Origin of the sequence: Wenzhouxiangella sp. XN24 (assembly GCF_011064545.1) — a bacterium.
Taxonomy (GTDB): domain Bacteria; phylum Pseudomonadota; class Gammaproteobacteria; order Steroidobacterales; family XN24; genus XN24.
The window spans coordinates 34,136-54,424 of record NZ_JAAMFG010000037.1 but is presented as its reverse complement, the minus strand read 5'-3'; the positions used below and the strand labels follow the sequence as shown (position 1 = coordinate 54,424).

The 20,289-nt window shown below is 68.3% G+C and carries 23 protein-coding genes; 12 read left to right on the top strand and 11 right to left on the bottom strand.

Going from position 1 to position 20,289, the window contains the following annotated elements:
* Positions 1-4: 4 nt before the first annotated feature.
* Positions 5-1,021 (bottom strand): signal recognition particle-docking protein FtsY, encoded by a 1,017-nt coding sequence (gene ftsY, locus G6032_RS14780; RefSeq protein WP_165282935.1) that lies wholly within the window; start codon positions 1,019-1,021, stop codon positions 5-7.
* Positions 1,022-1,132: 111 nt separating this feature from the next.
* The gene (locus G6032_RS14775; protein ID WP_165282934.1) at positions 1,133-3,598 is read right to left on the bottom strand and encodes a hypothetical protein; all 2,466 of its coding nucleotides are present in this window, start codon (positions 3,596-3,598) and stop codon (positions 1,133-1,135) included.
* Positions 3,599-3,855: 257 nt separating this feature from the next.
* On the opposite strand from G6032_RS14775, the gene rsmD reads away from it, so the two are divergent.
* Genes rsmD through ggt form a run of 3 tightly spaced genes read left to right on the top strand, consistent with a single transcriptional unit; the run spans position 3,856 to position 6,639 of the window.
* Positions 3,856-4,446, top strand: a complete 591-nt coding sequence (gene rsmD, locus G6032_RS14770) for a 16S rRNA (guanine(966)-N(2))-methyltransferase RsmD (RefSeq protein ID WP_165282933.1) — start codon at positions 3,856-3,858, stop codon at positions 4,444-4,446.
* The gene (coaD, locus tag G6032_RS14765; protein ID WP_165282932.1) at positions 4,443-4,940 is read left to right on the top strand and encodes a pantetheine-phosphate adenylyltransferase; all 498 of its coding nucleotides are present in this window, start codon (positions 4,443-4,445) and stop codon (positions 4,938-4,940) included. The genes rsmD and coaD overlap by 4 nt, the downstream gene beginning before the upstream one ends.
* 43 nt (positions 4,941-4,983) lie before the next feature.
* Entirely contained in the window at positions 4,984-6,639 is a 1,656-nt protein-coding gene (gene ggt / locus G6032_RS14760; protein WP_346763835.1) for a gamma-glutamyltransferase, read from the top strand.
* 8 nt (positions 6,640-6,647) lie between these two features.
* Here the strand turns inward: ggt and mutM are convergent, their stop codons facing one another.
* A complete protein-coding gene (mutM, locus tag G6032_RS14755; protein WP_165282931.1) occupies positions 6,648-7,466 on the bottom strand; it encodes a bifunctional DNA-formamidopyrimidine glycosylase/DNA-(apurinic or apyrimidinic site) lyase in 819 nt (272 codons plus the stop codon).
* Positions 7,467-7,572: 106 nt separating this feature from the next.
* On the opposite strand from mutM, the gene G6032_RS14750 reads away from it, so the two are divergent.
* Complete coding sequence (locus G6032_RS14750; RefSeq protein WP_165282930.1) at positions 7,573-8,769, top strand: fatty acid desaturase; 1,197 nt, start codon at positions 7,573-7,575, stop codon at positions 8,767-8,769.
* Between the two features lie 103 nt (positions 8,770-8,872).
* Here the strand turns inward: G6032_RS14750 and rpmG are convergent, their stop codons facing one another.
* The 3 genes from rpmG to radC form a co-directional block, all read right to left on the bottom strand.
* The gene (gene rpmG, locus G6032_RS14745; protein WP_165282929.1) at positions 8,873-9,028 is read right to left on the bottom strand and encodes a 50S ribosomal protein L33; all 156 of its coding nucleotides are present in this window, start codon (positions 9,026-9,028) and stop codon (positions 8,873-8,875) included.
* Positions 9,029-9,038: 10 nt separating this feature from the next.
* A complete protein-coding gene (gene rpmB / locus G6032_RS14740) occupies positions 9,039-9,275 on the bottom strand; it encodes a 50S ribosomal protein L28 (RefSeq protein WP_165282928.1) in 237 nt (78 codons plus the stop codon).
* Positions 9,276-9,369: 94 nt separating this feature from the next.
* On the bottom strand, positions 9,370-10,044 hold the full coding sequence (gene radC / locus G6032_RS14735; RefSeq protein ID WP_165283057.1) for a DNA repair protein RadC: 675 nt from the start codon (positions 10,042-10,044) through the stop codon (positions 9,370-9,372).
* 90 nt (positions 10,045-10,134) lie between these two features.
* Between radC and coaBC the strand changes: the two genes are divergently transcribed.
* Together coaBC and dut are read left to right on the top strand one after the other, a co-directional pair.
* Positions 10,135-11,349 carry a bifunctional phosphopantothenoylcysteine decarboxylase/phosphopantothenate--cysteine ligase CoaBC gene (coaBC, locus tag G6032_RS14730; RefSeq protein WP_165282927.1) on the top strand — a complete coding sequence of 405 codons (1,215 nt, stop codon included), beginning with the start codon at positions 10,135-10,137 and terminating at the stop codon, positions 11,347-11,349.
* Complete coding sequence (gene dut / locus G6032_RS14725) at positions 11,321-11,776, top strand: dUTP diphosphatase (protein WP_165282926.1); 456 nt, start codon at positions 11,321-11,323, stop codon at positions 11,774-11,776. The genes coaBC and dut overlap by 29 nt, the downstream gene beginning before the upstream one ends.
* A 60-nt stretch (positions 11,777-11,836) precedes the next feature.
* Here dut and G6032_RS14720 read toward each other — a convergent pair whose 3' ends face one another.
* The gene (locus G6032_RS14720) at positions 11,837-12,418 is read right to left on the bottom strand and encodes a DUF4124 domain-containing protein (protein WP_165282925.1); all 582 of its coding nucleotides are present in this window, start codon (positions 12,416-12,418) and stop codon (positions 11,837-11,839) included.
* 141 nt (positions 12,419-12,559) lie between these two features.
* Complete coding sequence (gene pyrE / locus G6032_RS14715) at positions 12,560-13,207, bottom strand: orotate phosphoribosyltransferase (protein WP_165282924.1); 648 nt, start codon at positions 13,205-13,207, stop codon at positions 12,560-12,562.
* Between the two features lie 93 nt (positions 13,208-13,300).
* Here pyrE and G6032_RS14710 point away from each other — a divergent pair, with 93 nt between their 5' ends.
* The 5 genes from G6032_RS14710 (at position 13,301) to G6032_RS14690 (ending at position 17,987) form a co-directional block, all read left to right on the top strand.
* On the top strand, positions 13,301-14,074 hold the full coding sequence (locus tag G6032_RS14710) for an exodeoxyribonuclease III (RefSeq protein ID WP_165282923.1): 774 nt from the start codon (positions 13,301-13,303) through the stop codon (positions 14,072-14,074).
* Positions 14,071-15,453, top strand: coding sequence for an MFS transporter (locus G6032_RS14705; protein WP_346763833.1), 1,383 nt, complete (start codon positions 14,071-14,073; stop codon positions 15,451-15,453). The genes G6032_RS14710 and G6032_RS14705 overlap by 4 nt, the downstream gene beginning before the upstream one ends.
* Positions 15,454-15,529: 76 nt before the next feature.
* The gene (locus tag G6032_RS14700) at positions 15,530-16,171 is read left to right on the top strand and encodes a hypothetical protein (RefSeq protein ID WP_165282922.1); all 642 of its coding nucleotides are present in this window, start codon (positions 15,530-15,532) and stop codon (positions 16,169-16,171) included.
* On the top strand, positions 16,168-16,512 hold the full coding sequence (locus G6032_RS14695) for a transcriptional regulator (RefSeq protein ID WP_206212013.1): 345 nt from the start codon (positions 16,168-16,170) through the stop codon (positions 16,510-16,512). The genes G6032_RS14700 and G6032_RS14695 overlap by 4 nt, the downstream gene beginning before the upstream one ends.
* Positions 16,509-17,987 carry a serine hydrolase domain-containing protein gene (locus G6032_RS14690; protein WP_165282921.1) on the top strand — a complete coding sequence of 493 codons (1,479 nt, stop codon included), beginning with the start codon at positions 16,509-16,511 and terminating at the stop codon, positions 17,985-17,987. The genes G6032_RS14695 and G6032_RS14690 overlap by 4 nt, the downstream gene beginning before the upstream one ends.
* Before the next feature lie 10 nt (positions 17,988-17,997).
* On the opposite strand, the gene G6032_RS14685 is transcribed toward G6032_RS14690, so the two are convergent.
* Together G6032_RS14685 and G6032_RS14680 are read right to left on the bottom strand one after the other, a co-directional pair.
* The gene (locus G6032_RS14685) at positions 17,998-18,429 is read right to left on the bottom strand and encodes a nuclear transport factor 2 family protein (protein WP_165282920.1); all 432 of its coding nucleotides are present in this window, start codon (positions 18,427-18,429) and stop codon (positions 17,998-18,000) included.
* A 79-nt stretch (positions 18,430-18,508) separates the two neighbouring features.
* The gene (locus G6032_RS14680; protein ID WP_165282919.1) at positions 18,509-18,802 is read right to left on the bottom strand and encodes a DUF6763 family protein; all 294 of its coding nucleotides are present in this window, start codon (positions 18,800-18,802) and stop codon (positions 18,509-18,511) included.
* A gap of 141 nt (positions 18,803-18,943) precedes the next feature.
* Here G6032_RS14680 and G6032_RS14675 point away from each other — a divergent pair, with 141 nt between their 5' ends.
* A complete protein-coding gene (locus tag G6032_RS14675) occupies positions 18,944-19,564 on the top strand; it encodes a MarC family protein (RefSeq protein ID WP_165282918.1) in 621 nt (206 codons plus the stop codon).
* Here the strand turns inward: G6032_RS14675 and trmB are convergent.
* Positions 19,561-20,256, bottom strand: coding sequence for a tRNA (guanosine(46)-N7)-methyltransferase TrmB (gene trmB / locus G6032_RS14670; RefSeq protein WP_346763832.1), 696 nt, complete (start codon positions 20,254-20,256; stop codon positions 19,561-19,563). The genes G6032_RS14675 and trmB overlap by 4 nt on opposite strands.
* Positions 20,257-20,289 lie beyond the last annotated feature (33 nt).

Below are 20,289 nucleotides of genomic sequence, written 5' to 3'. Positions count from 1 at the left end.
CGGCTCATCGGGGCGCGCCGGGCGCGGGTGCGGCGAGCAAGGCGTCGACGAAAGGCCCGGCCTCGAATGGCGCGAGGTCTTCGATGCTCTCGCCGATGCCGATGAAGCGCATCGGCAGGCCCAGTTCGCGCGCGATCGCCAGCACGATCCCGCCTTTCGCGCTGCCGTCGAGCTTGGTGATCGCGATGCCGGTGACGCCGACCGCCTCGTTGAAGCGCCGCGCCTGCAGCAGCGCGTTCTGGCCGCTGCCGCCGTCCAGCACCAGCAGGACCTCGTGAGGCGCATCCGCGTCGAGACGCCCGAGGACGCGCTTCACCTTGCGCAGTTCGTCCATCAGGTTTTCCTGCGTATGAAGCCGTCCGGCCGTGTCGGCCAGCAGCACGTCCACGCGGCGCGCGCGGGCGGCCTCGAAGGCGTCGTAGACGACCGCCGCAGGATCGGCGCCCGTGTGCTGCGCGATCACGGGGACGTCATTCCGCGCGCCCCAGGTCTGCAACTGTTCCACCGCCGCGGCGCGGAAGGTGTCGCCGGCGGCGAGCATGACCGACCGGCCGTCGGCCTTCAGCTTGTGTGCGATCTTGCCGATCGTCGTCGTCTTGCCTGCCCCGTTGACGCCGACGACCAGCACGACGAAGGGACGGATGTCCGGCGGGATCTCGAGCGGCGCCTCGCACGGCGTGAGAATCTCGAGCATCTCCCGGCGGATGGTGTCGATCACGGCGCGGCTGTCGCCGAGTTCGTCGCGCCACAGCTTGCGCTCGAGACCGGAGACGATCTGCGATGTCGCGTCTACGCCGACGTCGCCGGTCAGCAGGCGCGTCTCCATTTCCTCGATGAATTCCTCGCCCACCTTGCCGCCCGGCAACAGGTGCGCGAGGTCGTAGGTGAGCCAGCTGTCGCCCTGGTTCAGGCGCTCGCGGAGGCGACGGAAGAAACCCTTGCGTTTCTGGCCGGACTCCGGCGCGTCGCCGTCGGTCGCGGCGCGTGGCTGGCCGGCATTGGGATCGGGTGTGGGCATCATGAACCGGTGGCAAGCGGGCGGTACCGCTATGCTAACGCCTCCGTCGGGGCGCCGGAAAGAAAGCGGGCGGCCCGGAGGCCGCCCGCCTGTAGTCACCGGCGAGAGCCGGAATCAGTCGTCCGCGGGCGGCGCCGCATTCGCGCGAGTCCGGTTCGGCGCGTTGCAGTCATCGGTGAAGTTGCCGTAGGCCGCGGGGGCGATCGGACTGCCCGTGGCGCCGAAGATCAGCGTCTGGCCGTTGGCGGGCAGCATCGCCATCGGATTGCCCGCGATGAACACCAGTTGCTGCGCCTGCATCTCGCCGGTCGCGGTCTGCGACGCGGCCTCGTCATCAGTCGGCTGGAGCTGCGAACCGTGCGAGGCGCCGTCGGTGAAGCAGACACGCGCCTTGAGGCCCGCCGGGTCGATGACGGGCGTCGGCGAGAAGGCGTAGTCCTCCAGGCCCGCGCGCTCCATCTCGGCCGCCAGGCGATTCGACGCACTGTTCGGCACGACCGAGTCTCCGTCCACCTGGATGAAGTGCACTGCGGTGTTGCCGGCCGCCCGGGCCGCGTGGCTGATCGGGTCGCCGGCGTCCACGATGTTCTGCAGGTCGCGGATGAAGTTGTTGTACAGGCTGGTGTTGGGCACCAGGCCGTTGCCGATCAGTCCTGCCTCGATCCGCGGGCCGAAGGAGAAACTGTCGAGCAGCAGGTCGGATACCGTGCCGCCGCCGACGCCCAGCGTCGCCGTGGCCACCCCGTCTTCCACCGAGAGGAAGTTGGTCCCGGTGATCGCGCCGAGCGACTGGCCGATGAAGTGCACGCGGCTGCCGTCGAAGTCGGGCGCTTCATCGCCGTCGATATCCAGTGTCGGGATCGAACGCGTGAGGCCGACCAGGTCGACGCCGGCCTGGCGCAGGTTGTCGCGGCTGACCAGACCGTTGGCGAGATTGATGAAGTGCGCGCCGCTCTCGTCGATGTTGCCGTCCGGTCCGCTTGCGCCCGTTTCATTGTCGAGCAGGTCGAGATCGAAGGTGCGCTCCGGGACCCCGGGAACCCGGAACAGGGCCGTCGGATTCGCCGCCAGGATCGCGCCGAGCTCTTCAGGCGTGATCTCGGCGAAGTCGATCTGCGCCGCGGCGATGCCGTGGAGGGGCTGGTCGATGGCGATCACGGCGTAGCCGGCGTTGTTCAGCGGTTCGGTGATGGCGAACATGTCGAGCCGGTTGCGCGTGATGCCGTGATTGAAGATCACGACCGGCCAGCCGGCTTCCGGCTTGACGGCCGTGCCGCCGATGGCCGCAGCGTAGTCGGTGTTGTCGTTCGGGATGGTGATCACGACCGGCACGCTGACGTCGGCGCGCTTCAGGGGTACCGGGTTGAACTTGTTGAGCACCGTGCTCGTGTCGTCGAGCGGGCTTTCGGTGGCCGCAACCCACGGGGCGGACAACGGCGCCGCCGGCGCTTCAGCCGTGGGCGGCGACAGGTAGTACGGGATCTGCAGTGCGCCGGCGTAGACATCGCCCTCGCCGGGGATGGCGGAGGCATCGACGTCCTGCAACCCGAGCACCAGCGCCGTGGTGACAGGCGTGCCGGCCGGCAACACGATTTCCCCGGGACCGGGCAGCGGCACGGGGGTGACGAACTGGGCGATCTGCGACGGGCCGGCGGTAGCCATGTCGGCCGCGGTCTGCAGCACGGTCTCGGTATCGAGCGTCGTGAAGCTGGCGGTCACCACGATGTTGCCCACCGGGACGCCCAGGGTCTGGCCGACCTGCAGGTGCGCGGCGATGAACAGCCCGAGCAACTCTTCCGTCGTCAGGTCGGGCGGCAGGGGCGTACCCGGCGGGGGCAGCTGGATTGCGCCCGCCAGGAAGCCCGCGCGAATCTGCGCGAAGGTGTTGTCGGGCTGCGCCGGGTTGCCCTGCGTGTCCGTGATGCCGTCCGTGAGGATCATCAGGTAGCCGTTCTCGGTGCCTGGCGTGAACAGGTTGTCGCGGTTCGAATTCAGCGGCCGCAGCGGCTTGAGCTGGATCGTCTGGCCACCGGCATCGATGTCCGGGGCGAGGCCGACCGAGTAATCGACGCCCTGCACGAGGAAGGGATTGCCCGTCGCGGCGACGCCGATGGCGGCGCAGTTTTCGGCGGGCGCCAGCGCGACCTTGCAGAGGGTCGTATCCGACAGCCCGACCACGGCCTTGTTCGTCGGGCTGATCGCCACCTCGAGCAGGAACACCGTCTGCGGCGTCAGCGTGGCCGGGTCCACCGCGCGGGTGAAGTTGGCCTGGATGCGCGCGTTCGTGGAGAAGCCATCGAGCTGGTTGACCAGCGGCGCGAGCGGCTGCAGTGGTTGCGCCGGCAGGTTGAGCGTGCCGTCGGTGCCCGGGTCCGCAACGAAACCGAGGATGTCGTTGGGATACGGCACGATCGCGCTCAGCGGATCGAATTGCGCCCGGAACGTGGCACTGGCAACCGGGAGTTCAGGCACGCCATTGCCGGTTCCGACAGATGGTGCGTCAGGATCGTTGGCGTCCGACAAACACCCGGAGAGCGCCAGCGCAACTACTGCAAGCGCCACCGAATAGAGGCTTCTCATCGTTATGACTCCTACCAAACAGGAATGATCTTTTTTCGAATCGTTTATCGTCCGGGGACGCGCGTGGCACGGCGCATGTCTCGGCTTGCGCCGCGCGGTCGTCCGGGGAAGCCTACGCTGGTTCTCATCGTCGTTTCAAGGCCTTGAGTTTGCTGCACTTGCGTCATCAGTGACGCAGGGCATCGCCGCCAGGGTTCGCCGCTCGGCACGGGACGATATGATCACGCTTTCGAGAACTCCGGGCAGGCGATGAAGGGATGACGACCAGGCGGGGCAAACCAGGCAGCTTCCGGATCATCGGCGGTGAATGGCGCAGCCGGCGACTGCCGCTGCCGGCCGGCGCCGACGTGCGCCCGACGCCCGATCGTGTTCGCGAGACGCTGTTCAACTGGCTGTCGCCGGTGATCCAGGGCGCACGCTGCCTGGACCTGTACGCCGGCAGCGGGGCGCTCGGGCTCGAGGCCCTGTCGCGCGGTGCGGCACGGGCCGTGTTCGTCGATATCGCGCCCGCAGCACTGCACCAGGTTGCGGCCAGTCTCGAGATCCTGAAATGCACGCGAGGCGAGACGATCCGCATGGACGCGCGGCGGTACCTCGAGGCGCCGGGCACCCCATTCGATATCGTTTTTCTCGACCCCCCTTACCGGCGCGACCTGCTGGCTCCGTCACTCGACGCGCTCCTGCGGCACGGCTGGCTGGCGCCCGGGGCGGCGGTGTACCTCGAGCACGAGGCGGGCATCGCGCCGCCCGTGTTGCCCGCCGGCTGGCAGCTGCATCGGAGCGCGGCCGCGGGCCAGGTGCGGTACCATCTGGCTCGCCCCGAACCTGTGAAGGCAGAGAGTTCATGAGTATCTCGGCGATGTACCCCGGTACCTTCGATCCGATCACCAACGGTCATCTCGACCTCGTCCGGCGGGCGGCCTCGATCTTCGAACGCGTGGTGGTCGCCATCGCCGCGAACCCGGCCAAGGCCCCGCTCTTCAGTCTCGATGAGCGCGTGGAACTGGCGGCTGCGGTGCTCGCGGAACTGCCCAACGTGGAGGTGCGCGGCTACAGCGGCCTCACCGTCAAGTTCGCGCAGGAACACGGCCTGCCGGTGATGATCCGCGGCTTGCGCGCCGTCTCCGATTTCGAGTTCGAGTTCCAGCTTGCGACCATGAGCCGGCACATCGCGGGGCAGGTCGAAACGGTGTTCCTGACGCCCACCGAGCAGTTCAGCTTCATCTCGTCGAGCATGGTGCGTGAAATCGCCATGCTCGGCGGCGACGTGTCGCGCTTCGTGGACCCGGTCGTCGAGGCCGCGCTGAAACGCCGCGCGGCGAGCAGGGCTGAGCGTGGCTGAACTCCACTACGGTCGCGCGACTCCCTGGTACCGCCTGGCCGGCGTGTACCGCGTGCTGGCGCTGTTTCTCCTGTGTCTGCCAGTGTTTGCGTGGGCCGGTGCGCCGGGCCAGGCCGCGATCGCGAGCGCGCATCCGCTCGCCACGCGCGCGGGCATGGCGGTCCTCGAGGCCGGCGGCAACGCCTTCGATGCCGCCGTCGCCGTGAGCGCCGCGCTCGGCGTGGTGGAGCCTTACTCGTCGGGTCTCGGCGGAGGGGGGTTCTGGCTGCTCCATGTCGCCGACGACGGCCGCCAGGTCCTGGTCGATGCGCGGGAGACCGCCCCGGGCGAAGCTCATGCCGAGATGTACCTGGACGAGCAGGGCGAGCCGGTCCCGGGACTGTCGCTGAACGGGCCGCTTGCGGCCGGCATTCCCGGCACGCCTGCGGCATTCGTCCACGTGAGCGAGCGCTATGGGCGCCTGCCCCTGGCGGAGACGCTGGCGCCGGCGATCGCGCTGGCGCGCGACGGCTACCCGGTCTACGAACGGATGCGCCTGGGGTTGAACTTCAAGGCCGAGCAACTGCGCCGCTGGCCCGGCAGTGAACTGTTGCTGCCCGGGGGCGAGGTGCCGCCGCTGGGTGCGCGCATGCGGCTGCCCGGGCTCGCCCGGCTGATGGAGCGCCTCGCCCGCGACGGACTCCCGGGGTTCTACGGCGGCGAGAGCGCGGCCGCCATGGTGGATGCGGTGCGTGCGCACGGCGGCATCTGGTCGCTGGAGGACCTGGAGAACTACCGCGTGATCGAGCGCGAGCCCCTGGCCGCGGAATTCCCCGGGGGACTGAGAATCGTGCTGCCCCCGCCGCCCTCGGCCGGTGGGGTGGCCATGATCCAGGCGCTGAACCTGTTGCAGTCCTATGACCTCGAGACGATGGAGCCCGCTGCGCGCGCGCACCTCGTCGTCGAAGCGCTGCGCCGCGCCTTTCGCGATCGCGGCTACCTAGGCGATCCCGATTTCGTGGACATGCCGCTGGAAAGGCTGTTGCACCCGCATTACGCAGCCGGCCTGCGGACCTCGATGCGCAACGACAGGGCCACTCCGAGTGCGGTGTTCTCGCCGCTGCACCAGGACGAGGACGGCGACCACACGACGCATTTTTCGGTGGTCGACGCGGCCGGCAATCGCGTTGCCGTGACGCAGACGCTGAATGGCTGGTTCGGCAGCAGCTTCATCGTCCCGGGGCTCGACCTGCTGCTCAACAACGAGATGGACGATTTCGCCACCAAGCCGGGCGAACCGAACCTGTACCAGCTGGTCGGCGCCGGCGCGAACGACATCGCGCCGGGCAAGCGGATGTTGTCGAGCATGACACCGACTTTCCTGGAGTCGCCACGCGGCGTCGCCGTGCTCGGCACGCCGGGCGGCAGCCGCATCATCAGCATGGTGCTGCTCGCGACACTCGCCTGGATCGAGGGTGCGGACGCCGCCACGATGACTTCGCTGCCGCGCTACCATCACCAGTACCTGCCCGATCGTGTCGTGCATGAGCCCGAAGCGTTCAGCGCGGAGGAAAGTGCCGCCCTTGCGGCGCGCGGGCACGCCCTGCAACCCAGTCGCCGCATGTACGGCAACATGAACGTCGTCACCTGGGATTACGCGGGCAACCGCCTCGAGGCGGCGACCGATCCGCGCGGCGAGATCGAGGGCTGGACTTACTGAGGCGCGGCTCAGCGCTGGCAGCCGGCGCAGTAGTAACTCGAGCGCTGCCCCTGCACGATGGCCCGGATCGTCCCTGCGCAGCGCAGGCAGGGCTCGCCCGCCCGGTCGTACACGGCCAGCTCGGGACGGAAGTAGCCGCGCTGGCCGTCGCCCCAGGCGAAGTCGCGCAATGTCGTGCCGCCCTGGCGAATCGCCGCTTCGAGCACTTCGCGGATGGCCGTGACCAGCGCCGCCAGGCGCGGCGCGCCGATCCGTCCGGCGGCGCGCAGCGGGTGAATGCCGGCGCGGAACAGCGCCTCGCTGGCGTAGATGTTGCCGACCCCGACCACGATCCGCCCGTTCATGATGAGCTGCTTGATCGCGATCCTGCGGCCGCGGCAGGCTGCTGCGAGGTATTCGGGACTGAAGCCGGGGCCGAGCGGCTCGGGACCGAGCTCGCAGAGCAGCGGATGGCGCAGCGGATCGCCCGCGATCCAGTCGGCTGAGCCGAAGCGGCGCGGGTCGTGAAAACGCAGCAGCCGGCCCCCTTCGAGAACCAGGTCCATGTGATCGTGCCTGCCGGGCGGCGCGGCGGCCTGGAGTATCCGCAGGCTGCCGCTCATGCCCAGGTGCAGCATGAGGGTCCGGTCACCCTCGGCCCGGAACAGCAGGTACTTGGCACGGCGCTCAGCGGCCAGCACCCTGCGCCCGGGCAGCTCGCGCCCGAGGGATGCGGGCACAGGCCAGCGCAGCTGCGGCTGGCGCAGCGCGACCGCGGTGACGCGCGTGCCCTCGATCCACGGTGCGACGCCGCGGCGCGTGGTCTCGACTTCGGGCAGTTCGGGCATGGGGCTGGCTTCGATCCGTGGCGCGCCGCCGAATGACTTCCGGCGGTCAAGCTCCTATAGTGACATTAATTATTCCAATGATTCTCAACACGGTGGTATCCAGGTGATGGAACTCCTTTTCGAATACCAGTACGGCTTGCTCGGCCTGTCGGCCTGGGGCTACGTGCTCGCCTCGCTCATCATGGTGCAGGTGACCGTGTTCGCGGTGACGCTCTACCTCCACCGCGACGCCGCCCATCGCGCCGTCGACCTGCATCCGGCGATCCGGCATTTCTGCCGCTTCTGGCTGTGGATGACCACGGGCATCAGCACCCGCGAATGGGTGGCCATCCATCGCAAGCACCACGCGCGCTGCGAGACACCGGACGATCCCCACAGCCCGCAGGTCGAGGGGCTCAAGAAGGTGCTGCTCGAGGGCGCGGAGCTCTATCGTCACGAAGCGCGCAACCAGGAAACGCTGGCCAAGTACGGCCGCGGCGCGCCGGACGACTGGCTGGAACGCAAGGTCTACGGCGCCGCCCACAACTACCTCGGCATCGTGCTGATGGTCGTGCTGTTTCTCGTGCTGTTCGGCATCCCGGGCATCATCATGATCGCGGTCCAGCTGGCCTCCCAGCCACTGCTCGCCGCCGGCATCGTCAACGGCGTCGGCCATTACGCCGGCTACCGCAATTTCGAATGCGCCGATGCCTCGCGCAACGTCACGCCCTGGGGGCTGCTGCTCGGCGGCGAGGAGCTGCACAACAACCATCACGCCTTCCCCTCGTCGGCGCGTTTCTCCATCCGGCGCTGGGAACTGGATATCGGCTGGGTCGTCCTGCGGGCCTTGTCTTTCTTCCGGCTCGCGAAAGTCCGGCGCACGGCCCCGGTGCCGGCCAGGGCGACGGCCCGCCAGCAACTCGATCTCGACACCGTGCGCGCGATCGTCGTCGGGCGGATGCACGTGATGCGTGATTATTCCCGCATGGTGACGCTGCCGGTGTTGCGTACCGAGTTCGCGGCATTGCGCAAGCGCCTGCCAGAGCGGGCCGGCCGGTTGCGCAAGCTGCTGGTGCGCGAGACGGGGTTGCTCGACGCCAATGCGCGACGGCGGCTCGGCGAGGTGCTGGACAACAGCCAGGCGCTGGCGACCGTCCACGAGTTCCGCGAGCGGCTGAAGGCGATCTGGAACGGTTCGGCGACCAGCAACGAGAAACTGGTGGCGCAGGTGCGGGAGTGGTGTGCGGAGGCCGAAGCCAGCGGCGTGCGCGCGCTGCAGGAGTTCGCCGCCAGCCTGCGGGGGTATGCCTTGCGTCCTGCCTGAGGGGCGCGTGGCCCGCTGGCGGCAGCCGACCGCTGGTCCGCACAAAGAAAAAGCCCGCCGAAAGGCGGGCTTTTTTGTCAGCGCGTCGGCCTGCAGCCAACGCTCATTTTATTTTCGCTTCCTTGTAGGCGACGTGCTTGCGCGCCTTGGGATCGAATTTGATCAGCTCCATCTTCTCCGGATGCAGCCGCTTGTTCTTGGTCGTGGTGTAGAAATGTCCCGTTCCCGCGGACGACACCAGCTTGATCTTGTCACGCATGGCTGGCTCCTCAGTACTTTTCGCCGCGGGCGCGAAGGTCGGCGAGCACCGTCTCGATGCCCTTGCGGTCGATGATGCGCAGCCCATGCTGGGACACGCGCAGCTTCACAAAGCGACGCTCGCTTTCCACCCAGATGCGGTGGGTGTGGAGATTGGGCAGGAAGCGCCGACGCGACTTGTTGTTCGCGTGAGACACGTTGTTGCCCGTGAGTGGCCCCTTGCCGGTGACCTGGCAGACTCGCGACATGATTTTGACCTCGGAAAAAACCGGCAGACCGGCCATTTGAGAGTCGGCCATTATGCCGACGCCTGTCGGACGGCGCAAGCCACCCGCCAGAAACCTAGAGCAGTCCGCGCTCGGCGAAGCTGACGCAGGCGGCGTCCCCCACGACCAGGTGGTCCAGCACCCGGATATCGACGAGGGCGAGGGCGCTCTTCAGCCGCCGGGTGATCACCTCGTCGGCCTGGCTGGGCTCGGCGACGCCCGAGGGGTGATTGTGCGCCAGGATCAGCGCCGCGGCGTTCTGCGCCAGGGCGCGCTTGACGACCTCGCGGGGGTGGACGCTGGCCCCGTCGATGGTGCCGCGGAACAGTTCCTCGAAGAGAATCACGCGGTTGCGGTTGTCCAGGTGCAGGCAGCAGAACACTTCGTGCGGGAGGTCCCGGAGACGCGCCCGGAGAAAGCGCCGCACGGCGTCCGGGGAGCCGAGGGCCGGGCCGCGCCTGACGGTCTCCTCCAGGTGGCGACGGGCGAGTTCCAGGCCCGCCTGCAGCTGGGCGTACTTGACCGGCCCGAGACCCGGCAATGCCGAGAAGCTCGCCAGGTCCGCGGTCAGCAGCCCGCGCAGGCCGCCGAAGCTGAGCAGCAACTGGCGGGCGAGATCCACGGCGCTGTGTCCCCTGGCACCGCAGCGCAGGAAGATCGCCACCAGTTCAGCGTCCGAAAGACGGCCCGGGCCCGTCGCCAGCAGCTTCTCCCGTGGCCGTTCAGCGGCGGGCCAGTCTCTTATAGGCAGGTGATTCATGGCTCAGGCATGCGCCCCGGGTTACCAGCGGAAGGGCCACTCAGGTTAAGCTGCCCGATGCAGTCCGGGCATGGAGCCTTTATGCCTACTCTCACTGGAAAACACGTGCTGCTGGGCGTGACCGGCGGTATCGCGGCTTACAAGTCGCCCGACCTGGTCCGGCGCCTCCGGGCGCAGGGTGCGGAGGTCCGTGTCGTCCTCACGCCATCGGCCGCCCGCTTCGTGACGCCGCTGACGTTCCAGGCGGTTTCCGGGCATCCCGTCCGGGACGGGCTGTGGGACGCGTCTGCCGAGGCGTCGATGAGCCACATCGAACTGGCGCGGTGGGCGGACCTGGTCCTGGTGGCGCCGGCGACCGCCGGTTTTCTCGCGCGCCTCGCAGCCGGCATGGCGGACGACCTGTTGACCACCTTGTGCCTGGCCACCGGCGCGCCGATCGTCGTCGCGCCGGCCATGAACCGTCTCATGTGGGGCAATCCGGCGACCCGCGACAACGTGGCGCGGCTGGCGGCGCGTGGCGTGCGGCTGCTCGGTCCGGGGTCCGGAGAACAGGCCTGTGGTGAAACCGGCGAGGGCCGCATGCTCGAGCCGCAGGAGATCGTCGCTGCGCTGGCCCTGCCCGGTGCGGAGGGTCCGCTCGCGGGCCGCAAGGTCGTGGTGACCGCGGGCCCGACACGCGAGGCGCTCGATCCCGTGCGGTACCTGACCAATCGGAGCTCCGGAAAAATGGGTTACGCCGTCGCAGCGGCAGCCGCGCGGGCCGGCGCCGAGGTGGCGCTCGTCAGCGGGCCGGTGGATCTTCCGGCGCCCCCCGGGGTTCGCGTGGTGCCCGCAGATACCGCCGAGGCGATGCGTGCCGCCGTGCAGGCGGAGCTCCCGGGGGCGGCATTGTTCGTCGGGGCGGCGGCCGTGGCCGACTACCGGCCGGCGCATCCGGCGGCGCAGAAAATCAAGAAGAAGGCCGGGGCGATGACCCTGGAACTGGTGCGCAATCCTGACATTCTCGCGGAAGTGGCCGCCTCTGCGGCACGCCCTTTCGTGGTCGGTTTCGCGGCCGAGACGAACGACGTGGAGGCGAACGCAAGGCTCAAGCTCGAGGCCAAGAAGCTCGACCTGATCGCCGCGAACCGGGTGGGCGCCGACTGCGGCTTCGACCGGGAGGACAATGCACTCGTGGCGCTGTGGGCTGACGGCCGCAAGGATCTCGGCGGGGGAGTCAAGGCCGAACTCGCGGACCGTCTCATCGGACTGATCGTGGAGAGGATGCGTGCAAGCCATCAAGCTCAGGATTCTTGATCCCCGGCTGGGATCGAAATTTCCCTTGCCCGACTATGCGACGCCCGGTTCTGCGGGGCTGGACCTGCGCGCCTGCCTGGACGCTCCCCTGGAGCTTGGGCCCGGCCAGACTGAACTCGTGCCCACCGGCCTGGCCATCCATATCGCCGATCCGGGCCTCGCGGCCGTGCTGCTGCCGCGCTCCGGTCTCGGGCACAAGCACGGCATCGTGCTCGGCAACCTGGTCGGACTGATCGATTCCGACTACCAGGGGCAGGTCTTCGTGTCCGCGTGGAATCGCGGCAGCCAGCCGTTCACCATCCAGCCCGGCGAGCGGATCGCCCAGATGGTCATCCTGCCGGTCGTACGGGCACGCTTCGAGGTGGTGTCCTCGTTCGACCAGAGCGAACGAGGCGACGGCGGCTTCGGCCATTCCGGCCGCCACTGAGGCCGGTCGCCACTGAGGCCGGTCGCCACCGAGGCCGGTCGCCGTTGAGGCGCAACCGGTTTACCGCTCCGGGTCGAGTCCTTCCGGCGGCGTGGGCCCTTCCGCGGTGGTGATGCTCTTGAGTTCGCGAAACCGCAGGATATCGTCTTCGAACTGCGCGCGAATGCGCTCGATCTCCGCGTTGCGGCGCTCCAGTTCGGCATCGTATTCGCCGATGCGCTGTTCGACGGTGGCGAGCTCGTTGATGGCCGCCGGGTTGCCGGCCAGTTCGGTCCGGCGCTGCTGCAGGTTCTGCAGGCGCTCGAGGGCTACGTCGTTTTGCGAATGCAGGTAACCGAGGCGATTGTCGCGGACTGCCTCGATATCGGCCACCGAGGCATAGGTCGTCAGGAGCGCCAGGTCGCGGCTGCTGTATACCGGGCCGGTGTCTTCGTCTTTCTCGCCATGGACCGTGACGCGCGTGCCGCGTCCGTCCAGCACCTCGTGCTTTTCCCTGGAATATTCCGGAGGGATTGCATCGCCGAAGTGGACCACGCCGTTTTCATCGACCCAGCGGTAGACCTTCTGCGCGTCGGCGGTGCCGGACGCGGCGACGAGCAGTATCGCCGCTGTTGCCGACAGAAAAACATCTCTCGTGCGCATGCCGTCCACCCCTGGATCGCTGTTCGGATTGCGTCCACATCATAGCGCCTCGGGCCTGCCGGCTGAAACACGCGCTTCACAATCCGGGAATGTCGCAAAACCGCCTATAACCGCGGCTGGTGGGCCCGAAAAGGCCCGCGCTCAGGCGATGCCGTAGGTTTCCCGGTAGGCGCGCAGCGCCTGGACCTGGCGCGGGTCGGTCGCGCCGCGTTCCTCGAGATCGGCCAAAAGGTCGGCGAGGGTGATGATGCTGGTGACCTGTAGGCCCATGTCCTGTTCCACCTCCTGTACCGCGGAGCGCGGGCCGCGGCCACGCTCCTGGCGGTCCAGGGCCAGCGCGACCCCGCACGGCTCGGCCCCGGCGGCACGGATGATTCCGATCGATTCGCGAATCGCGGTCCCGGCGGTGATCACGTCGTCGATGATCAGCACGCGCCCGGCCAGCGGCGCGCCCACCAGGCTGCCGCCCTCGCCATGGTCCTTGGCTTCCTTGCGGTTGAACACCCACGGCGTATCGCGGCCGTGCCGCTCGGCCAGCGCGACGGCCGTCGCCGTCGCCAGCGGGATGCCCTTGTACGCCGGGCCGAACAACACGTCGAAAGACAGGCCGGCACTGTGGATGGCATCCGCATAGCAGGCGCCCAGCTTGGCCAGGGCGGCGCCGGTGTTGAACAGGCCGGCATTGAAGAAATAGGGGCTTTCGCGGCCGGACTTCAGCATGAAGCTGCCGAACTTGAGTGCGCCCTGGGCGAGCGCCAGGTCGATGAACGCCTGCTTGTAATCTTGCATCGCGGGATCCCGGAATGACGGACGAAAACGCCGCACGACGTCAGGGGCGCGGCGGACGGTATGATACACGCCGGTCCAGGACGCTCGGTCACCATGCGCATCATCAGCCTGAATGCCAACGGCATCCGCTCCGCTGCCCGCAAGGGTTTCTTCGAATGGCTCCCCGGCCAGGATGCGGACGTCGTCTGCCTGCAGGAGACCCGCGCGCAGGAACACCAGATCGTGGACGCGATGTTCCGCCCGGCCGGCTACCACTGTTATTACCTCGATGCCGAACGCAAGGGCTACAGCGGCGTGGCCGTGTATTCCCGCGTCCGGCCGCAGCGGGTGGTGCGCAGTTTCGGCTCGGCGGAGTTCGACGCCGAGGCGCGCTACATCGAGGCGGTCTTCCCCGGCCTGTCGGTGGCCTCGCTGTACATGCCCTCGGGCTCTTCGGGCGATCCGCGCCAGGAGGCCAAGTTCCGTTTCCTCGCCGAGTTCGAGGACTTCCTGCGCCGGGTGCGCAAGCGTCCGCGGGAGTACGTGATCTGCGGCGACTGGAACATCGCGCACAAGCAGATCGACCTGAAGAACTGGCGCGGCAACCTGAAGAACTCGGGTTTCCTGCCGGAGGAGCGTGCCTGGATGGACGCGCTGTTCGACCGCCACGGTTTCGTGGACGCCTTTCGTGTCGTGGATCCGCGGCCTGATCGTTTCACCTGGTGGTCGAACCGCGGGCGGGCCCGGGAAAAGAACGTCGGCTGGCGCATCGACTACCAGGTGGTGACGCCGGGCCTCGGCCAACGTGTGCGCGCGGCGGATATCTACACGGGGCATCGCCTGTCCGATCACGCCCCCCTGATCATCGACTACGACTGGCCGACGTGATCGAACGCCTCAGGCGCCTGCTGGAGCCCTATCGCGATCGGCGCATGGCGACGCTGCTGGCGCTGGGCTTCTCGAGCGGCCTGCCGGCGCCGCTGGTGTTCACCAACCTGTCGATCTGGCTGCGCGACGAGGGCGTCTCGCGCACCGACATCGGCCTGTTCGCGATCGCGGCCACGCCCTACGCCATCAACTTTCTCTGGGCGCCGCTGGTGGACCGCATGCGGCTGCCTTTTTTCACGGCGCGTTTCGGCCGGCGGCGCGGCTGGGCCTTGTTCACCCAGTTCTGGCTGGTGGCGGCGATTCTCGTGCTGTCGCGCGCGCAACCCTCCGCCGATCTCTTCGTGGTGGCGGCCGCGGTGCTGTTCGTCACCTTCGTTTCCGCCACCCAGGACGTCGTCATCGACGCCTACCGGATCGACGTGCTGTCGCCCGAGCAGTACGGCGCGGGCTCGGCCGCCGCGATCTGGGGCTGGCACCTGGGCGGCACGTTGATCGGCGGCGCGGGCGGGCTCTACCTGGCGCAGCTGTTCGGCTGGAACACGGCCTACCTGTTCCTTGCGGCGGGCGTGGGCGTGGGCATGCTGGCCATCCTGCTGAGCCCGGAACCGCCGTATCGACCGCCGGCCGACACCGTGGAGCACGAGGCGCGGGTCGCGGACCTGCTGCATCGGGTCGCGTGGTTGCGGGGGCGCCTGGCCGGCGTGACCGCCTGGCTCTACGGCGCGGTGGTGGCTCCCTTCGTGGATTTCATGAAACGTCGCGGCTGGGTGCTGGTGCTGGCGTTCATCATCGTCTTCAAGTTCGGCGATGCGCTGCTCGGACGCATGTCCGGCGTGTTCTACCGCGAGCTGGGTTTCAGTCTCGGCGAGATTGCCGAGGTGATGAAGGTCTACGGTTTCGTCGCGAACGGCGTCGGCGTGCTGGCCGGCGGCGTGCTGGTGGCACGCATCGGCCTGTTCCGGGCGCTCGTGGTGGCCGGCTTGCTGGCGGCGGCCACCAACCTCAGCTATTCGTGGCTGGCGATGTCGGGCAACGATCCCCTGGTGTTCCGGGTGGCGGTGATCGCGGACAACTTCACTGCGGGGCTGGCCACCGTGGCCTTCGTCGCCTACCTGTCGAGCCTCTGCAACGTCGCCTATACCGCGACGCAGTTCGCGCTCCTCGCCTCCGCCGGCAACCTGGGCCGGATCTGGCTGTCTGCTTCCAGCGGCTGGATGGTGGACGCGCTGGAAGGCGACTGGGCGGTGTTCTTCGCGCTGACGGCCGGGCTCGCGTTGCTCGGCCTGCCGTTGCTGCTTTTGCTCATGCGCCGCTATCCCGAAGCGCATGTTCGTGCTCCGGAGGCGGGCGAGGGCCGGGCCGGACACGACGACCGTTGATGGATGTTCACACTCCCTGTTGACGCAAACTAGTTTGTACGGCAAACTAGTTGGCAGTGTCACAGGAGATGTACGCATGAACTCCCAGCTCGAAGACCTCGATCGACTCGCCCGCCAGGCGGAGCGTTATGCACGTTATTCACGCAGCGCGGGCGGCCTGAGTTCGGTGATCGGGGGCGGCCTGCTCGCGGCGAGTTTCCTCTTGAATGCCTACGCGGAGCTCACGCCCGTCCTGCGCGCATTGCTTGCCGCGACCCCCCTGCTCTGGCTGGGCGCCAAGGAATTGCTGCGGCGCGGGTATTACCAGCGCGAAGGCGCCGTGCTGCAGTCGCCTACGCCGAAAGAGCGCCGGGCGCATGCCTGGAACGTGGTCTACCTGACAGCGGTTTCGCTGGTGGTGCTCGGCTTCGTCGTCGCTGCCCTGCTGCGTGACGGCCGAGCGCCGGATGCGCGCGTCCTCGGCTACGTGGCGATGGTCGTCGCGATCCCGTTCGTTGCGTGGCGTTGGTTCTGGTCGGCGAGCGATTTCCTGGTGGGCGTCCTGCTGATGTGCCAGTCGGCCGTCGTGATTCATGGCGGCAACTACCCGCCGATCTGGGTCCCCTACATAGCCTTGTGCGCGGCCATCGCGGTTTTCACCGGCTGGCGGGAACACCGTGATTACCTGGTGCTGCGCGCCGAGCTGGCGGCACCGCCGGCACAGGGTGAAGCGCTGTGAAGAAACGCACCCGGGCGGCCCTCGACGGGGTCCTGGCCATGGACCGGCTGGTTCACGAGCCGGCCCGGCTCGCGATCCTGACGGTGCTCAGCCAGGCCGAGTTCGCGGAGTTCGGCTTCCTGGAAATGGCGTGCCGGCTCAGCAAAGGGAATCTTTCGAGCCATCTCAGCAAGCTCGAGGCGGGCGGGCTGGTGTCGATCGAAAAACGATTCGAGGGCAAGCGGCCGCAAACCCGCGCCGCGATCACGACGGAAGGCCGGGCAGCGCTCGCGACCTACCGTGAGCAACTCAGGGCGCTGATCGACGAGGTGCCAGTCAATACCAGAGGAGGAAAGTCATGAAATCGTTGTTGAAAAACGCAACTGTCACGTTTCTTTTGTGCATGGCGGGCGCCCAAGGCGCTAAAGCCGCGAGTGATGAAAACGCCACCCGGGACGTCGATGCGGCGGACGCCGCGCTCGCCGACGGCCGGAAATTGACCGCGAGCTTTCTCGCGGGCGATGTTGCGCCGGTCTGGGCGAGGTTCAGCGAGCAGATGCGCGCGGTCGTCGGCAGTCCCGAGGGCCTGGAGGGGTTCAGCAAGCAGGTGCGCGACGAACTCGGCAGCGAAGACGAGATTCTCGACGAGCGCGTGATCGAGGAGGGTGGGCTCAGGATCTATCGCCGCGTGGCTCGCTGGAGCGGCGTGCCGATGCCGATCGCGATCACCTGGGCCGTCGCGCCCAACGGCCGGATCGACGGCTTCCAGGTGGGCCCGGCGCCGCCCGAGGATCCGGCCGTGTCCGCCGCCCCGGAGAAGCCTTTGCCGCCCGGCCGGCTGCCCGATACGCCGGACGTCGCCGCGCGCCTGCAGGCCTTCGTCGAGAATGCCGGCGCCGCGCCGGGCGTGATCGTCGGCCTGGCGGACCGCGAAGGGGTCCGCTTCGTGGCCTGGGGCGATGCCGGCGACGGGAAGGCGCCCGATGCCGACACCATCTTCGAAGCAGGCTCGATCACCAAGGGGCTCACCGGCTTGTTGCTGGCGCGGATGGCGGCGGCCGGAGACGTCGATCCCGGGCAACCCATCGGACCGATGCTGCCGTCCGGGCTGGACCCGTCACCCGAGCTCGAGGCCCTTACCCTCGAGATGCTTGCCACGCACCGCTCCGGCCTGCCGCGCCTGGCGAGCGGGCCCGAGATGCAGGCGCGGATGACCAGCGACAACCCGTATGCGGGCAGCACGCCGGGCGAGATATTCGCCGATGCGGTCCGCGTACCAGCGGAGACGATCGCGTCCGGCCGCGGGAACTACGCCTACTCGAATCTCGGCATGGCGCTGCTGGGCCAGTTGCTTGCGCGGTCGGCGAACCAGTCCTACGAGACGTTGCTGGCTGAGCGGGTGTTCGCGCCGCTGGAGCTGGCGCCGCCGGTGCTGGCTCCCGGAGACACCGAGGGCCGCCGCGCAGTGGGCCACCAGGCCGGCAAGCCGGCGACGCCCTGGCGGCTCGATGCCTATGCGCCGACCGGCGGCTGGCAGGCGAGCGCCCGTGACCTCCTCGAGCTGGCGCAGGCGCTGCTCGCGGACGAGCCCGGCTGGGTGTCGGACGCGCTGCGCCCCCGGGGGGCGGCAGGGGCGCCGGACATCGAGATCGGTCTGGGCTGGCACCATGCGAAGATCGATGACCGCAACGTGGTGTGGCATAACGGCGGCACGGCCGGCAGCAGCAGTTTTCTCGCCATGGTGCCGGAGGAGCAGCTTGCCCTTGCGGTGCTCGCCAATGGCGGAGGCGGCGTGGTCGACCAGCTGGCCCGCGGGCTCCTGGCCTCGGGACGCTAGCCGCATCGTGTCAGTGCATCGTCCCCCGGGGGCCCGACCGGCCCACGCCCCGGTGAATCGGCCCCGCATGGTGGCTGCGCATCTTCCAGCCGCCGGGGGTCAACGCGTAGACGTTGGTGACGGTGACGAGCGCGGGTTCATTTCCCGGCGCGCCGATGACTTCGATGCCGATGTGAGCCGCCAGCGGGCCGCCGCGCAGGCGCTGCTTGCAGTCGAAACCGACCTCGACGCCGCCGCTGTTGCCGAGGATCTGGCGCCAGCTCTGCATCACATCCACGCGACCGATGATCGGCGCCTGCGCCGGATGAATGCAGATGAGCTCGCCGTCCGCTGCCCAGACGGCGTCCATGCCCTCGACATCGCCGTTGCGAAAGGCCGCGTAAAAAGCAGCCTCACAGTCGTCGGGCGTGGCGAATTTGGCCGGGGTGACGCTCGCTTTCAATCAGTGCCTGCTTTGCGGATTGCAATTGGAAACGTCCGGCCACGAGAGACTCGCGACCGGTCGCGACTTGCCTTGCAGGTTACTTGGATTTGTCCAGGTATTCGAGCGGATCGGCCGTCTTCTCGCCCGCCGGCCGGTTGAGGTCGGTATCCATGTCCTCGCGCTCGATGTCCAGCGAACCGGAATAATCCTCGGGCGGCCCCGTGAGCCGGAAATCGCTGCTCTCCCACGCCACGAAGTCGTACTCCTCGACCGTTCCGTCGAAATGCTGGAGCTCGATGGTGCGATCGTCCTCGTCGAGCGCGACGATCTCGAAGCGGTTCTCGTCGCGGTCCACGTACCACTCGCCAATTTCAGGAATTCTCAACGGCATGATGATTTCCACGGTCAGGCGGGCCTGTTATCCTTGCCCGCCTTTCGCGAGCGGCCCGCGGATGTCTTTCCTCGCCCCTACTTATAGTCCAGCAGGGCGGGCCTGCAAGCGCTCTTACTCGTCCCCCGGGAACGCACGGTCATGACCGAGCAACTGATCAAGACCTTCATCATCTTCTTCGTCGTCATCGAACCGGTTTCGCTGGTGCCGATGTTCGGCGCGCTCACGCGCGGCGGGGAGCCCGGCTACCGTCGCCGCATGGCGCTGAAGTCCGTCGCGATCTCGGCAGGGATCTTCATCGTCTTCGCGGTCGCCGGCGACTGGCTGTTACGCCTGCTGGGCATCAGCGTGTCGGCGTTCAAGATCGCCGGCGGCATGTTGCTGTTCCTGCTGTCCGTCGACATGGTCCTGGCGCGCGAGTCCGGTTTGCGCTCGACCACCGTTCGGGAACAGGAAGAAGCCCGTTACCGCGATGATATTTCGGTGTTTCCGATGGCGTTCCCGCTGATCACGGGGCCGGGTGCGCTGGCGACCCTGCTGCTGCTGACCGCGGAAACCACCGGCTACCTGGAATTCGGCCTGGTGCTCGCCATGGGGCTGCTGGCTCTCCTGGTGACGCTGGTGTTCCTCCTTTTGACGCAACCCTTGATGCGTGTCATGGGTGTCACGGGCGGTACCGTCATCAGCCGCCTGCTCGGCGTCGTGCTCTCGGCGCTGGCCGTGCAATACGTCGTGGATGGCTTCACCGAGGTGCTCGTCTAGCCGGACGGTTGATCCCCCTGGGGCGGCTGCCAGTCGGTGCGCTTGCAGAGCAGGTCGAACACCTCGTGCCCGAGACGCAACCCGCGGCGCTCGAACTTGGTCGTCGGGCGTGTATCGGGCCGCGCGGCATAGCCGCCGCCGGGCTGCGCGTTCTCGAAAGCCGGCGAGGCGTCGCAGGTGATCAGCATGTCCTCGGCGTAGGGCGCCCAGTCGGTCGCCAGGTGCAGGCGCGCGCCGGGCGGCATCACGCGGGCCAGCTGCTCCAGGAACCCGGCCTGTATGAGACGCCGCTTGTGGTGGCGTTTCTTGTGCCACGGGTCCGGGAAGAACACCAGCAGCTCGTCGATGGAGTCCGGGGCCAGCCAGTGGTTGATGACTTCGACGGCGTCGTGTCGTGCCACGCGGATGTTCTCGAGGCCCTCGCGCTCGATGCGCAACAGGAGGCGGCCGACCCCCGGGTCGTGGACCTCGACGCCGAGATAATCGCGCTCGGGGTGGCGCGCGGCCAGCGTCGCGAGGTTGTCGCCGTCGCCGAACCCGATCTCCAGCGTGCGCGCTGCGTGGCGGCCGAACACGGTGTCCAGGTCGAGGGGGGTCGAGGGCGGATCGATGCCGAAATGCGACCAGAGCGATTCGATCGCCCGGGCCTGTGACGGCGTCAGGCGTCCTGCGCGCCGGACGAAACTGCGCACGGTACGGTGATGCCCCGGCGTCTTCGGGTGGGC

What these genes read in the sequence shown, in the direction of transcription:
- ftsY (WP_165282935.1), bottom strand. Translation starts at nt 1,021, where the DNA reads ATGATGCCCACACCCGATCCCAATGCCGGCCAGCCACGCGCCGCGACC.
- G6032_RS14775 (WP_165282934.1), bottom strand. Translation starts at nt 3,598, where the DNA reads ATGAGAAGCCTCTATTCGGTGGCGCTTGCAGTAGTTGCGCTGGCGCTC.
- rsmD (WP_165282933.1), top strand. Translation starts at nt 3,856, where the DNA reads ATGACGACCAGGCGGGGCAAACCAGGCAGCTTCCGGATCATCGGCGGT.
- coaD (WP_165282932.1), top strand. Translation starts at nt 4,443, where the DNA reads ATGAGTATCTCGGCGATGTACCCCGGTACCTTCGATCCGATCACCAAC.
- mutM (WP_165282931.1), bottom strand. Translation starts at nt 7,466, where the DNA reads ATGCCCGAACTGCCCGAAGTCGAGACCACGCGCCGCGGCGTCGCACCG.
- G6032_RS14750 (WP_165282930.1), top strand. Translation starts at nt 7,573, where the DNA reads ATGGAACTCCTTTTCGAATACCAGTACGGCTTGCTCGGCCTGTCGGCC.
- rpmG (WP_165282929.1), bottom strand. Translation starts at nt 9,028, where the DNA reads ATGCGTGACAAGATCAAGCTGGTGTCGTCCGCGGGAACGGGACATTTC.
- rpmB (WP_165282928.1), bottom strand. Translation starts at nt 9,275, where the DNA reads ATGTCGCGAGTCTGCCAGGTCACCGGCAAGGGGCCACTCACGGGCAAC.
- coaBC (WP_165282927.1), top strand. Translation starts at nt 10,135, where the DNA reads ATGCCTACTCTCACTGGAAAACACGTGCTGCTGGGCGTGACCGGCGGT.
- G6032_RS14720 (WP_165282925.1), bottom strand. Translation starts at nt 12,418, where the DNA reads ATGCGCACGAGAGATGTTTTTCTGTCGGCAACAGCGGCGATACTGCTC.
- pyrE (WP_165282924.1), bottom strand. Translation starts at nt 13,207, where the DNA reads ATGCAAGATTACAAGCAGGCGTTCATCGACCTGGCGCTCGCCCAGGGC.
- G6032_RS14710 (WP_165282923.1), top strand. Translation starts at nt 13,301, where the DNA reads ATGCGCATCATCAGCCTGAATGCCAACGGCATCCGCTCCGCTGCCCGC.
- G6032_RS14700 (WP_165282922.1), top strand. Translation starts at nt 15,530, where the DNA reads ATGAACTCCCAGCTCGAAGACCTCGATCGACTCGCCCGCCAGGCGGAG.
- G6032_RS14690 (WP_165282921.1), top strand. Translation starts at nt 16,509, where the DNA reads ATGAAATCGTTGTTGAAAAACGCAACTGTCACGTTTCTTTTGTGCATG.
- G6032_RS14680 (WP_165282919.1), bottom strand. Translation starts at nt 18,802, where the DNA reads ATGCCGTTGAGAATTCCTGAAATTGGCGAGTGGTACGTGGACCGCGAC.
- G6032_RS14675 (WP_165282918.1), top strand. Translation starts at nt 18,944, where the DNA reads ATGACCGAGCAACTGATCAAGACCTTCATCATCTTCTTCGTCGTCATC.